The organism is Clostridiaceae bacterium, assembly GCA_012840395.1.
Lineage (GTDB): Bacteria > Bacillota > Clostridia > Acetivibrionales > DULL01 > DULL01.
On record DULL01000008.1, the window covers coordinates 15,676 to 28,003 of the forward strand.

At 37.8% G+C, this 12,328-nt stretch carries 19 protein-coding genes and 1 rRNA gene; all 20 read right to left on the reverse strand.

Annotated elements, in window-relative coordinates:
- Position 1 precedes the first annotated feature (1 nt).
- A complete protein-coding gene (rplF, locus tag GXX20_00660; GenBank protein HHW30178.1) occupies positions 2-550 on the reverse strand; it encodes a 50S ribosomal protein L6 in 549 nt (182 codons plus the stop codon).
- A gap of 63 nt (positions 551-613) precedes the next feature.
- Positions 614-1,012, reverse strand: a complete 399-nt coding sequence (gene rpsH / locus GXX20_00665) for a 30S ribosomal protein S8 (GenBank protein ID HHW30179.1) — start codon at positions 1,010-1,012, stop codon at positions 614-616.
- Positions 1,013-1,039: 27 nt separating this feature from the next.
- Positions 1,040-1,225, reverse strand: coding sequence for a type Z 30S ribosomal protein S14 (locus GXX20_00670; GenBank protein ID HHW30180.1), 186 nt, complete (start codon positions 1,223-1,225; stop codon positions 1,040-1,042).
- Between the two features lie 17 nt (positions 1,226-1,242).
- A complete protein-coding gene (gene rplE, locus GXX20_00675; protein HHW30181.1) occupies positions 1,243-1,785 on the reverse strand; it encodes a 50S ribosomal protein L5 in 543 nt (180 codons plus the stop codon).
- 30 nt (positions 1,786-1,815) lie between these two features.
- Complete coding sequence (locus tag GXX20_00680) at positions 1,816-2,151, reverse strand: 50S ribosomal protein L24 (GenBank protein ID HHW30182.1); 336 nt, start codon at positions 2,149-2,151, stop codon at positions 1,816-1,818.
- 30 nt (positions 2,152-2,181) lie between these two features.
- Positions 2,182-2,550: a 50S ribosomal protein L14 gene (gene rplN / locus GXX20_00685; protein ID HHW30183.1), complete on the reverse strand. Its 369-nt coding sequence runs from the start codon at positions 2,548-2,550 to the stop codon at positions 2,182-2,184.
- 25 nt (positions 2,551-2,575) lie between these two features.
- Complete coding sequence (rpsQ, locus tag GXX20_00690; protein ID HHW30184.1) at positions 2,576-2,833, reverse strand: 30S ribosomal protein S17; 258 nt, start codon at positions 2,831-2,833, stop codon at positions 2,576-2,578.
- Positions 2,834-2,883: 50 nt separating this feature from the next.
- Positions 2,884-3,087, reverse strand: a complete 204-nt coding sequence (gene rpmC / locus GXX20_00695) for a 50S ribosomal protein L29 (GenBank protein HHW30185.1) — start codon at positions 3,085-3,087, stop codon at positions 2,884-2,886.
- A complete protein-coding gene (rplP, locus tag GXX20_00700; GenBank protein HHW30186.1) occupies positions 3,074-3,514 on the reverse strand; it encodes a 50S ribosomal protein L16 in 441 nt (146 codons plus the stop codon). Before rplP ends, rpmC begins: the two co-directional genes overlap by 14 nt.
- Positions 3,514-4,182: a 30S ribosomal protein S3 gene (rpsC, locus tag GXX20_00705; protein HHW30187.1), complete on the reverse strand. Its 669-nt coding sequence runs from the start codon at positions 4,180-4,182 to the stop codon at positions 3,514-3,516. The genes rplP and rpsC overlap by 1 nt, the downstream gene beginning before the upstream one ends.
- 18 nt (positions 4,183-4,200) lie before the next feature.
- Positions 4,201-4,677 (reverse strand): 50S ribosomal protein L22, encoded by a 477-nt coding sequence (gene rplV / locus GXX20_00710; GenBank protein HHW30188.1) that lies wholly within the window; start codon positions 4,675-4,677, stop codon positions 4,201-4,203.
- An 83-nt stretch (positions 4,678-4,760) separates the two neighbouring features.
- Entirely contained in the window at positions 4,761-5,045 is a 285-nt protein-coding gene (rpsS, locus tag GXX20_00715; protein HHW30189.1) for a 30S ribosomal protein S19, read from the reverse strand.
- Positions 5,046-5,073: 28 nt separating this feature from the next.
- Entirely contained in the window at positions 5,074-5,901 is an 828-nt protein-coding gene (rplB, locus tag GXX20_00720; protein HHW30190.1) for a 50S ribosomal protein L2, read from the reverse strand.
- Between the two features lie 54 nt (positions 5,902-5,955).
- On the reverse strand, positions 5,956-6,309 hold the full coding sequence (gene rplW, locus GXX20_00725) for a 50S ribosomal protein L23 (GenBank protein HHW30191.1): 354 nt from the start codon (positions 6,307-6,309) through the stop codon (positions 5,956-5,958).
- Positions 6,309-6,932: a 50S ribosomal protein L4 gene (gene rplD, locus GXX20_00730; GenBank protein HHW30192.1), complete on the reverse strand. Its 624-nt coding sequence runs from the start codon at positions 6,930-6,932 to the stop codon at positions 6,309-6,311. The genes rplW and rplD overlap by 1 nt, the downstream gene beginning before the upstream one ends.
- A 23-nt stretch (positions 6,933-6,955) precedes the next feature.
- Positions 6,956-7,594, reverse strand: a complete 639-nt coding sequence (gene rplC, locus GXX20_00735) for a 50S ribosomal protein L3 (GenBank protein ID HHW30193.1) — start codon at positions 7,592-7,594, stop codon at positions 6,956-6,958.
- 99 nt (positions 7,595-7,693) lie between these two features.
- On the reverse strand, positions 7,694-8,005 hold the full coding sequence (gene rpsJ, locus GXX20_00740) for a 30S ribosomal protein S10 (GenBank protein HHW30194.1): 312 nt from the start codon (positions 8,003-8,005) through the stop codon (positions 7,694-7,696).
- A 431-nt stretch (positions 8,006-8,436) separates the two neighbouring features.
- Positions 8,437-10,224: an ABC transporter ATP-binding protein gene (locus GXX20_00745; GenBank protein HHW30195.1), complete on the reverse strand. Its 1,788-nt coding sequence runs from the start codon at positions 10,222-10,224 to the stop codon at positions 8,437-8,439.
- A gap of 38 nt (positions 10,225-10,262) precedes the next feature.
- The gene (locus GXX20_00750) at positions 10,263-11,987 is read right to left on the reverse strand and encodes an ABC transporter ATP-binding protein (protein HHW30196.1); all 1,725 of its coding nucleotides are present in this window, start codon (positions 11,985-11,987) and stop codon (positions 10,263-10,265) included.
- Between the two features lie 251 nt (positions 11,988-12,238).
- Positions 12,239-12,328 (reverse strand): 5S ribosomal RNA (gene rrf / locus GXX20_00755); the annotation flags it as partial.

A 12,328-nucleotide genomic window follows, 5' to 3' on the forward strand; every position in this document is an offset into this window, starting at 1 on the left:
CTTACTTGCCAGATTTAGCCCCAGCTTTGCCTTCCTTGCGTCTGATAACTTCGTAATCGTACTTAATACCTTTACCCTTATAGACTTCAGGTTCTCTCTTAGCTCTGATTTGGGCTGCAAACTGACCAACTGCCTGTTTGTCACTACCTTTAACAATTATCTTGTTAGGTGCGGGAACCTCAACAGTTATTCCTTCAGGTTCCACCATCTCTACAGGATGGGAGTACCCCAGGGTAAGAACGAGTTTATTTCCTTGTTTTTGTGCCCTATAACCAACACCATTAATTTCCAGAACCTTCTCAAAGCCCTTTGTGACACCTTCAACCATATTATTTATAAGTGTTCTTGTTAAACCATGAAGAGATCTGTGCAATTTATTATCTGAAGGTCTATTAACATAAATTACTCCATTTTCAACCTTAATAATCATATCTTTATGAAATTCTTTTGTTAAAGTACCTTTTTGCCCTTTTACAGTTACAATATTTCTATCAACATTCACAGTAACACCTTGCGGTATATTAATAGGCATCTTACCTATTCTTGACATCTAACGTCCCTCCCGTTCTTATATTGAGAGTATAAAACTCTTTTCAGAAACACTACTTACCAATTACCATATGAAAGCCAGCACTTCTCCGCCTACCCCTTCAGCTCTTGCCTTTTTATCTGTCATAACGCCTTTTGATGTAGAAATAATTGCAATGCCAAGTCCTCCAAGAACCTTTGGGATATTATCTTTTCCGGCATATACTCTTAAACCTGGCTTACTTATTCTCTTAAGTCCTGAAATTACATTCTGCTTTCCAACTGTGTACTTTAAATTAATTCTAATTATTCCTTGTTTGTTATCATCTATAACATCATAACTCTTAATATATCCTTCGTCTAACAAAATCTGAGCAATAGATTTCTTTATATTAGAAGCCGGTATATCAACTGTTTCATGTTTTGAGGAACATGCATTTCTAATTCTTGTCAACATATCAGCTATACTATCTGTAACCTGCATACAGGCAACCTCCTTTCGATGTTCAAATTACCAACTAGCTTTCTTTACACCGGGTATCTGCCCCTTATAAGCTAAAACTCTAAAACACAGACGGCATACACCGAATTTTCTCATATAAGCATGTGGTCTGCCGCATAAACGACATCTATTGTAAGCTCTTGTACTATATTTAGGGGGTCTCTGCTGTTTAACTCTCAATGATTTTTTTGCCATTTACCATTTCCTCCTTTTTAGCCCTGGCTCATTGGCATTCCGAGCAATAATAATAACTCTTTTGCTTCTTCATCTGTTTTAGCTGTAGTAACAAAGGTGATATCCATTCCTCTAACCTTTTCTACTTTATCATAATCTATTTCGGGGAATATAAGCTGTTCCTTTATTCCTAGTGAATAGTTACCTCTTCCGTCAAATGAATTGGGGGAAACACCTCTGAAGTCTCTTACTCTTGGAAGAGCAACGTTAAAAAGCTTGTCAACAAATTCATACATCCTGTCCCCTCTTAGAGTTACTTTGCATCCGATACTCATACCCTGTCTAACCTTAAAAGCTGCAACAGATTTTTTTGCCTTTGTAATAATTGGTTTCTGTCCTGATATCAATGCCAAATCATTAACTGCAGAATCTAAAGCCTTAGGGTTTTCCTTAACATCTCCTACTCCCATGTTAATAACTACCTTTTCCAGCTTGGGAATCTGCATTACACTTTTATATTTAAACTTCTCCTTCATAGCCGGAGCCACTTCATTCTTATATTTTTCTTTTAGTCTTACCACGTATTTTACCTCCTTTCGGAAAGAATCCTATTACTTCTTAGCTGCTTCTTTTACCATATCTATTATTTCATTACACTTTTTGCATACTCTTGCTTTTTGACCATCTTCAAGGATCAGTTTTCCAACTTTTGTTGGCTGCTTGCACTTACTGCATATTAACATAACCTTTGAACTACTGATGGGCGATTCCTGTTCAATAATACCGCCTTGCTGATTAACGCTTCTGGGTTTTCTATGTTTCTTGGACATATTGACGCCTTCTACAATCACTTTACCACTAGATGGTATAACCTTCAATATTTTTCCTTTCTTACCTTTATCTTCTCCAGATAAAACAATTACTGTATCACCTTTTTTTACATGTATCTTATTTGCCAACTCTAATCGCCTCCTCCTTTACAACACTTCCGGTGCGAGGGATAGAATCTTCATAAAGTCTTTTTCGCGTAATTCCCTTGCAACAGGACCAAATATACGTGTTCCTCTCGGATTATTATCATCTCTAATGATTACTGCAGCATTCTCGTCAAATCTTATATATGAACCATCAGGTCTTCTAAGGCCTTTCTTGGACCGAACAATAACACACTTTACAACTTCACCTTTTTTAACTACGCCACCGGGCGTTGCTTTTTTAACACTAGCGACCACAATATCACCTATATTTGCATATCTTCTTTTTGAGCCGCCAAGAACCTTGATGCACATCATTTCTTTTGCTCCTGTATTATCAGCTGATTTCAATATTGACTGCATCTGTATCATAATCATTACCTCCTTCCGATTGCCACTACTTAGCTTTTTCGATAATCCTTACAACTCTCCATCTTTTTTCCCTACTTAAAGGACGTGTTTCCATAACTTGAACTTTATCTCCAACCTGGCATTCGTTTTTTTCATCATGAGCTTTTAATTTCATTGTTCTTTTCATAATCTTCTTATATAAGGGATGTTTTACATTGGTTTCAATAGCGACTACAACGGTCTTATCCATTTTATCGCTAACTACTTTGCCTACCCTTGTTTTTCTATGCGCTCTTTCAGCCAATTCAGACTACCTCCTTCCGAACATCTATGCATATATATATCTTTAATGAATTATTTTCCAGCTTCCTTTATTTCTCTTTCTCTTAATATGGTTTTAATTCTTGCTATTGATCTTTTAACCTCTTTTAACTTCATAGGGTTTTCTAATTGATTCGTAGCCATTTGAAATCTAAGCTTAAATAGTTCTGATTTCAAATCATTAAATTCCTTTAGCAACTCTGCTTGTGTTTTTTCTCTGAGCTCACTGGCTTTCATTAGCTTCACCACCTATATCAGTATTGCGGGTAATAAATTTTGTCTTTATCGGCAGTTTGTGGCTTGCAAGTCTTAAAGCTTCTCTTGCCATTTCTTCAGGCACACCCGCAATTTCAAACAAAACTCTACCTGGCTTCGCAACTGCAACCCAATATTCAGGAGATCCCTTTCCACTGCCCATACGAGTTTCAGCTGGTTTCCGTGTTACTGGCTTATCTGGGAATATTTTAACCCAAACCTGCCCGCCTCTTTTTATAAACCTTGTAAGGGCTACCCTGGCTGCTTCTATCTGATTACTCGTAATCCAACCTGGTTCGATGGCTTGAAGACCAAATTCTCCGTTCGATACTACATTTCCTCTTGAAGCAACGCCTTTCATTCTACCTCTTTGCACTTTTCTGTATTTAACTCTTTTCGGCATTAACATCAGTTACTTCCTCCTTCCGCCTTTTTTTCCTTCTTGACAGCAGGGAGTACCTCACCTTTATAAATCCAAACTTTAACTCCTAATTTGCCGTAAGTTGTATCAGCTTCGGCAAAACCATAATCTATATCAGCTCTCAAAGTCTGCAACGGGATGGTACCTTCATGATAATGTTCAGTACGGGCTATTTCAGCTCCGCCAAGACGTCCTGAAACTGCAGTTTTTATACCTTTTACTCCTGTTTTCATGGCTCTTGACATTGCCTGTTTCATTGCTCTTCTAAAAGAAATTCTCTTTTCGAGCTGAGAAGCAATATTCTCTGCCACCAGTTGGGCGTTAGCGTCTGGAACTTTAATCTCAGTTATATTAATTAATACACTTTTTCCTGTTAAGGCTTCCAATTCTTTTCTGAGCTCTTCTATTCCTGTACCGCCTTTTCCAATTACCAATCCTGGCTTGGCTGTATGAACATTAACCTTCACTTTATTTGCAGCTCTTTCGATTTCAATTCTTCCAATACCAGAAACGTATAGTTTTTTCTTTATATAATCCCTTATCTTAACATCTTCTATTAAAAATTCACTGAAATTCTTGTCATTGGCATACCATTTTGTATCCCAATCTTTTATAATGCCTATCCTTAATCCATGAGGATTTACCTTCTGGCCCATTCTCCAACCTCCTTTTCCCTAATTTCTTTCCTTGAGTATTACGGTAATGTGACTTGTCCTTTTTCTTATCCTGTATGCTCTACCCTGAGCTCTAGGGCGAATTCTTTTTAAAGTTGGTCCTTGATTGGCATAAGCCTCTGCAACATAAAGCTTATCCCTGTCAAGCTCATTATTGTTTACAGCATTAGCCTCTGCTGACTTGAGCAGCTTATATAAAATTTCTGAAGCAGCTTTCGGCGTATATCTTAATATTGCATATGCTTCATCCAGGCTCTTACCAATTATTAATTTTAAAACAATACTTACCTTCCTTGGAGCTATGCGAGCATAATTAAGTATTGCTTTCCCCTGATCTTTTCCGATTCCGAGTGCTTTTCTTTCCTTTTTGGTCAGAAGAGCAGGTTTATTACTTTTTCTATGTGCAGAGTTATATATCTCAAGAATCTTATCTTTTTCCTTAAGCAGCTCTTCTTTTGATCTTACTTTCTTCTCCAAGCGGAATTCCTCCTCTCAATTACCTAAGTACTTCAAACTGTTTTATAACAACCATTAACATTCCGATGTCTTATTATTTATTCTTACTTTAATGCTGTTGATCTTTCTGTATGGTGACCATGGCCTCTAAAAGTTCTTGTCGGAGCAAATTCTCCCAGTTTATGGCCTACCATGTCTTCAGTTATATATACAGGCACATGCTTTCTACCATCATGAACTGCTATTGTATGGCCAACCATCTGAGGGAAAATAGTGGACGCTCTGGACCATGTCTTAATTACTTTTTTTTGATTCTGTTTATTCATTTCTTCAATCTTTTTAAGAAGTTTTTCATTTACATAAGGTCCCTTTTTAAGTGATCTGCTCATTCAAAATAGTCCTCCTTTCAGGCCATTATTATTTCCTTCTCTTAATAATATAACGATTAGATTTCTTCTTTTTATCTCTTGTCTTATAACCCAAAGTAGGCTTACCCCATGGAGTAACAGGACTGGGCATTCCAATAGGAGACTTTCCTTCTCCACCACCGTGAGGGTGATCAACAGGATTCATAACAACACCACGTACTGTTGGTCTGATTCCCATCCATCTCTTTCTGCCTGCTTTACCTATAGAAACATTCTCATGTTCAATATTTCCAACCTGCCCGATTGTAGCCTTACATTCCAAACTTATCATTCTTACCTCGCCTGATGGCAGTCTTAACTGTGCATACTTGCCTTCTTTAGCCATCAACTGTGCAGAGCTTCCGGCAGACCTAACTAATTGCCCACCTTTTCCAGGTTTTAATTCAATATTGTGAACGTTTGTACCAACTGGAATATAAGCCAAAGGTAATGCATTTCCTGGTTTTATGTCAGCGTCTTTCCCTGATACTACAGTATCTCCAACTTTTAGGTCTACAGGAGCCAAAATATACCTTTTTTCACCATCTACATAGTGCAACAAAGCAATGTTTGCTGATCTATTTGGATCGTATTCTATGGCAGCTACTTTTGCCTCTATTCCGTCTTTATCTCTCTTAAAATCTATAATTCTGTATTTTTGTTTTGCTCCACCGCCCTTATGGCGAACAGTTATTCTACCGTATGAATTCCTACCACCGCGCTTTTTCAATGGTTCCAATAATGACTTTTCAGGCTCTTTTTTTGTTATTTCCTCAAAGCTTAAAGTTGTCATGAATCTTCTTGATGGGGTAGTAGGATTATAATGTTTTATAGCCATTTTCTTCACTCCTTTGTCTATAACCTATTGCAATCAAACTAATAAGAAAGCATTCTACTGAGTAAATCCAAATTCATCGATACTTGTTTTATATTTCTTATTTATTGTAACTTCTTTTCCACCTTTGGTGAGATAAGTTTCAGCTTTAGGATCGGTATCAATGGTAACAACTGCTTTCTTCCAGTCCGGTCTTGATCCTACATGAACTCCAAGTCTTTTAACCTTTCCTTTATAATTTGCTGTATTAACCTTTAAAACCTTAACATTAAATAATTCTTCTACAGCAGATTTAATTTCAGTTTTTGTAGCTTTTACATCTACTATAAAGGTGTATTTACCATCAGCAGCCTCAGAGTTGCTTTTCTCTGTTATATGGGGCCTGATAATAATATCCTCGGCTCTTTTCATTACGCATACACCTCCTCAACTTTTGATACGGCATCTTTAGTTATTATAAACTTATCATACTTTAAAATATCATAAACATTCAGTGTATTAACTAATGTTGTTTTAACTCCGCTAATATTTCTTGCAGACTTTTCTACATTTTCGTTTTTCGAATCTAATACTATCAAAGCAGTAGAATTTACATTTAATTTGTTAAGAACTGATACAACCTGCTTTGTCTTTATAGTATCAAAATTTATACTATCAAGAACCAGCATATCATTTTCTGCCACCTTTGATGACAAAGCTGACTTCATAGCAAGTCTCTTAACCTTTTTGGGAAGCACATATCTGTAACTTCTTGGTTTTGGTCCATGCACTATTCCACCTTTTATCCATTGTGCAGAACGAATGCTTCCATGTCTTGCTCTTCCTGTACCTTTCTGTCTCCAGGGCTTTCTGCCTCCACCTCTGACTTCACTTTTAGTCTTAGTTGAATGTGTTCCCTGTCTTTTATTTGCAAGCTGATTTACAACTGCAAGATGGATTGCATTTTCGTTTACTTCTACGCCAAAAACATTATCACTAAGTTCTATATCACCAATTACTTCACCGTTTATATTATACAAATTAAGTTTAGGCATTTTGTCTCCTCCCTTCCTCCATTCTATTTCACGGCTTTAACCGAACTTCTAATAGAGATTAATCCGCCTTTGGGACCCGGAACTGCTCCTTTAACCAGCAATACGTTTCTTTCTCCATCTACCCTTACTACTTCAAGATTCTGCACTGTAACCTTCTCACGGCCCATATGACCAGGAAGATTTCTTCCCTTGAATACTCTCGCGGGGTTTGTACCTGCACCTAAAGAACCAACCCTTCTATGGTACATGGAACCGTGTGTTTCTTTTCCTCTTGAGTATCCATGTCTTTTTATAACACCCTGGAATCCTTTTCCTTTGGAAATTCCGGTTACATCAACTTTATCTCCTGCCTGGAACATATCATTAACTTTTATTTCTTGTCCAACTTCATACTTAGATATGTCATCCACTCTAAATTCTCTTAAATACTTTTTAGGAGCGGTCTTTATTTTAAGGAAAATACCTTTTTCTGGTTTGTTCAATCTCTTTTCCGGTACATCTCCGAAACCTACTCTTACTGATGTATACCCATCAGTTTCTACTGTTTTCTTCTGTACAACTGTACAAGGTCCTGCTTCTATTACAGTTACTGGAATAGATAAACCGTTCTCATCAAATATCTGGGTCATTCCAATCTTTTTACCTAGAATAAACTTGTTCAAATTCTTTCCCTCCTATGGTTATTGGTTCATACAATTATGAACATTACCTCTTACTTTTTATCAACATCTTAATTACTTTATTTTAAACAATCATTCGGACTAAAGTTTAATCTCAATATCCACACCTGCGGGCAAATCTAACCTCATTAGTGCATCAACAGTCTTAGGCGTTGGCAGCAATATATCTATTAACCTTTTATGTGTCCTCATTTCAAACTGCTCACGGGAATCCTTATATTTATGGGGAGCCCTCAGTATAGTTATAATTTCTTTTTCTGTCGGCAGTGGCACTGGTCCAGACACCTTAGCACCAGTCCTTTTTGCTGTATCAACTATCTTTTCAGCAGATTGGTCAAGGATCTGGTGATCAAAAGCCTTCAACTTGATTCTAATATTCTGCTTATTTGCCATACATAAAACCTCCTTAATTTTTACGTACAACAAGTGAATTTCTGTACACTATGCCGGGTGTTTCCTGTTTAGCAATTTTAAAACCCAGGCATGCTTTTCATAGCCTTTTGGCTATCTTAACCTGGGCTGTACTCAACAATCATAATACACACAAATCATGTGCATTTTGCAAAATGTACAGTGACTTGTCGCCCGGTTTCTTGAATCGGACATTCTCCACTGAAGTTCCCTGCTTCATAGAGCAGCAATCTCCAGTTTCATCGTATGCCATGTCACAGCAAGCTATATTTTACTATAGTATGTGCTATATTACAAGAGTTTTTTTCAATTTTTTATATTTAAATTTCAAGCAATTATTTGTAAAATTATGTATATCTGTACAATGGTAATACTTGGTTTTTCCATGTTTTAAACAATTCTGTTCTTCCTGCCTACACAACTCCTTCCTCATGCTGCGAATGATATAGTTGATAGTAGAATCCACGGCGGCTTAACAGTTCATTATGCGTCCCCTGCTCAACAACATTTCCATCCCTGACCACCAGGATTATATCTGCATTTTTAATGGTTGACAAACGATGGGCAATAACAAAACATGTACGGTGTTTCATAAGCTTGAGCATTGCATCCTGAATGCGCCGTTCAGTCTGGGTATCAACGTTAGAAGTTGCTTCATCCAAAATAAGCATCTTTGAGTCAAGCATCATAGCCCGGGCAATAGTCAGAAGCTGTTTCTGCCCCTTAGAAATATTTATGCCATTGTCACTTAATATCGTATTGTATCCCTCTGGCAATGACATTATATAATTATGTATTTTTGCTGCCTTGGCGGCATTAACTACTTCTTCCGGAGTAACATTTTCTTTCCCGTAAGAAATGTTCTCAAAAATTGTGCCATGAAAAAGCCATGTATCCTGTAAAACCATGGTGTAGGCACGGCGCAGGCTGCTTCGTGTGACTTGCTTGATATCATAGCCGTCTATTGAAATTGTACCGGTATCTGCATCATAAAACCGCATAAGTAAATTGATTATTGTAGTTTTACCAGCGCCCGTCGGACCAACAATTGCGACAACAGAACCTTTGGGGGCATAAAGGCAGAGATTATGAAGTATGGTCTTTCCAGGATCATATCCAAAAGAAACGTTATCAATACTTACATTTCCGGAAACGTCGGTCAGCACGTGAGCATCCTTCTCATCCTCCTTCTCGGGAAGTTCGTCCATCAGCCTGAAAACACGTTCAGCTGCAGAGAAAGCAGACTGCAATTCCCCGATAATGTTAGCAAACTCATTGATTGGACCTGAAAATTTTCGTGAGTACAGGACAAAAGAGGAGATATTCCCTAGGGAAAGGCTGCCTCTCATATATAATATGGCACCGAAAATGCTGACCAGAGCTAAAGAAAGGTTATTTATAAAATTCATACATGGTCCTGTCATGCTGCCGTAGTATTCAGCTTTGAAATACGCGTCCATCGCCTCCGTATTTTCAGCGTCAAAACGACCGATAATTACTTTTTCCCGGAAATACGCCATTATCGTCTTTTTTCCGCTTGTCATTTCCTCAATGAATCCATTGAGTTTCCCAAGCTTAACAGAACGGGCACGGTAGAGTGGGCGGACTTTTTTTGTTATATATTTTGTGATAAGGACAGAAACCGGCACTGTTACAGCAAATACCAGAACTAGCTTTGGAGAAATGGAAAACATCGCAATTAATGATCCGGTAATCGTGATTACACTTGTGAAGACCTGCAATAGGTCACTGGATAGCGAAGCATTGATGGTATCAATATCATATGAGATTATGCTTATAATATCCCCGGTTTGATGACGGTCAAAAAAGCTAACAGGTAATGATGCAAGCCTTTCAAAAATATCTTTGCGCATTTTGTAAACAACACTGCGGCTGAGCTTAATCATTGTAATAGAAAGAAAATAACTCATAATTGCAGAAACAATATAAAACAACAGCATGAGCGCACAATAGCGGTATACAACCGGAAATTCAACAGCCCCTTTACCTGGCTGGATTGCATCTATTGCATAGCCTGACAGGATTGGCCCCAGCAAAGCAAGTAAATTACTTGAAACAGACAGTATAAGCGCCATTAGAAGCTGCCATTTATAATGATAAAGATACTTCCAAATTCTTAGCATCAGATAAGTCTTTTTTGGTTTAGCAGCTTTATTATCATAATGAAAACCACTTTTCATATTTTGAACTACAGTATTCAATACATTTTACACCCCTTTTAGGAGATATCACCCATTTGAGTATGGTAAATCTCCCGGTAGCTTTCACATGTTTTCAGCAATTCTTCATGAGTACCACTTCCTATAACAGCACCATCTTCAAGCATAATGATCTTTTCTGCATTCATAATGGAACTGATGCGTTGAGTAATTATTATGGAAGTCGTATTCTTAAAATTATGGCGAAGTGATTTACGAAGTGCTGCATCAGTCATATAGTCCAGCGCACTCGAGGCGTCATCAAGAAGGAGGATTTCAGGATCCGCAGCCAGGGCACGCGCAATCAGCAAACGCTGTTTCTGCCCTCCGCTTAAGTTCGTACCCTTTACAGTCAGCTTATATTCGAATCCGTCTTCTTTCTCTTGTATAAATCCTGCTTGTGCGAAGCCGGCTGCTGCTTTAATTTGCTCATCACTCAAGGAACGTCCGAAGTCAATGTTTTCACGGATTGTATCGGCATAAAGAAAATCATTTTGAAAAACAACACCAAACTTGGTCCGCAGGATGCCTACAGGAATTGACCTGATATCTATTCCATCAATTAATATCTGGCCTGAGTCAACATCATAAAAGCGCAATAACAGGTTGAGCACTGTGGATTTTCCGCTCCCTGTTTCACCTATAATTCCAAGAGTTTCTCCCCTTCTTAGTGCAAAACTAACATCTGTCAGATTGTTCTTCACTTTGTTGTAGGAAAAGCTGACATTTTTGAATTCTATATGATAAGGACTATCAAGACTTTTTTGAATGGATATATTTTCACCCGTTGAAATTTCCATTTCCTGTGGTGCATTAAGTACCTTCTCGATACGTTCGGCGCTGGCAACGCCCTTCGAATACATAACGAATAAGCGGGTAACCATCATTAAGGCGTTAAGAATAATCGTAAAATAGCTTAGAAAAGCAATTATTTTGCCTGGCTGCGATATTCCCTCATTCACGCGGTAAGCTCCAACTACGATAACAAGTGTAAGTCCTATGTTGAGAAGAAGGTTCATTACCGGATTGGTAAGAGCCATTAAAACACTAGCTTTCTGATCTTTCTCAGTTACTTCGGTGTTAATATTATCAAATTTTCTTTTTTCATATTCGGTTTTTGAAAGTGCTTTAATCACTCTAATTCCCGTCATGTTTTCCTGTACCTTGCGGACCATCTTATCCAATGATGCCTGGGTTTCGTTATATAGCTTAATTCCATTCCGCGAAACATAAACAACAATAAGGGCAAGTAAAGGTATTATAGAGACAAGAACCAAAGTCAGAACAGGCTCCAGTGTCAAAGTAACTATTATACCTCCAATTAAAAGAATAGGGGCACGTATTCCGAGTCTTTGCATACGGTCAATCATTTGATGTAAGTTATACGTGTCCGAAGTAAGCCTTGAGATTAGGGAGGGCATAGTAAACTCGTCGGTCTGGCGGCTTGATAAATATAATACTTTGGCGAACAAATCATGCCGAAGCTTTTGCGAGACATTACGTGCTGTTTTAGTAGCCATGCGGTTTGCCACAATATTTAATATAACCGCAATGACAGCGCATATAACCATGAGTGCGCCATAATAATATACAAGGGTAATATCCTTTAAAGGTACAACATCATCAATGATATATGAAAGAAGCCAGGGAAGCAACAAGTCCATAACGGTACCTGTAAATTTAATTAAGAACTGAATATACATTACAAATAAATAGGGTTTAATATAAGCAAGTACTTTTTTCATCTAAGTTCATATTCCTTTATCTGGTATACCATGTCATATTAGGAATAAGACATGACATTCTTTATGGGATACGCGTCAATCACGCTCTGTTGCCATTTCTGTTGCCATTAAGGTTCTTATACTTAACATAACTGTTTTGGAAATAACTTATATGCAATAGCTTATAGTCCAGTTGATAAATTTTTTTCTATTATACCAATTCTGTAAAATACAGCAAGACTCTATGCAACAAGCATAGAGTCTTGATATAAATCTGGCAGAGACCTACTTTCCCAGGCCGTCTCCAGCCTAGTATCATCGGCACTGAGAAGCTTAACTTCCGTGTTCGGGATGGGAACGGG

What these genes read in the sequence shown, in the direction of transcription:
- rplF (HHW30178.1), bottom strand. Translation starts at nt 550, where the DNA reads ATGTCAAGAATAGGTAAGATGCCTATTAATATACCGCAAGGTGTTACT.
- rpsH (HHW30179.1), bottom strand. Translation starts at nt 1,012, where the DNA reads ATGCAGGTTACAGATAGTATAGCTGATATGTTGACAAGAATTAGAAAT.
- GXX20_00670 (HHW30180.1), bottom strand. Translation starts at nt 1,225, where the DNA reads ATGGCAAAAAAATCATTGAGAGTTAAACAGCAGAGACCCCCTAAATAT.
- rplN (HHW30183.1), bottom strand. Translation starts at nt 2,550, where the DNA reads ATGATACAGATGCAGTCAATATTGAAATCAGCTGATAATACAGGAGCA.
- rpmC (HHW30185.1), bottom strand. Translation starts at nt 3,087, where the DNA reads ATGAAAGCCAGTGAGCTCAGAGAAAAAACACAAGCAGAGTTGCTAAAG.
- rplP (HHW30186.1), bottom strand. Translation starts at nt 3,514, where the DNA reads ATGTTAATGCCGAAAAGAGTTAAATACAGAAAAGTGCAAAGAGGTAGA.
- rpsC (HHW30187.1), bottom strand. Translation starts at nt 4,182, where the DNA reads ATGGGCCAGAAGGTAAATCCTCATGGATTAAGGATAGGCATTATAAAA.
- rpsS (HHW30189.1), bottom strand. Translation starts at nt 5,045, where the DNA reads ATGAGCAGATCACTTAAAAAGGGACCTTATGTAAATGAAAAACTTCTT.
- rplB (HHW30190.1), bottom strand. Translation starts at nt 5,901, where the DNA reads ATGGCTATAAAACATTATAATCCTACTACCCCATCAAGAAGATTCATG.
- rplW (HHW30191.1), bottom strand. Translation starts at nt 6,309, where the DNA reads ATGAAAAGAGCCGAGGATATTATTATCAGGCCCCATATAACAGAGAAA.
- rplD (HHW30192.1), bottom strand. Translation starts at nt 6,932, where the DNA reads ATGCCTAAACTTAATTTGTATAATATAAACGGTGAAGTAATTGGTGAT.
- rpsJ (HHW30194.1), bottom strand. Translation starts at nt 8,005, where the DNA reads ATGGCAAATAAGCAGAATATTAGAATCAAGTTGAAGGCTTTTGATCAC.
- GXX20_00745 (HHW30195.1), bottom strand. Translation starts at nt 10,224, where the DNA reads ATGAAAAGTGGTTTTCATTATGATAATAAAGCTGCTAAACCAAAAAAG.
- GXX20_00750 (HHW30196.1), bottom strand. Translation starts at nt 11,987, where the DNA reads ATGAAAAAAGTACTTGCTTATATTAAACCCTATTTATTTGTAATGTAT.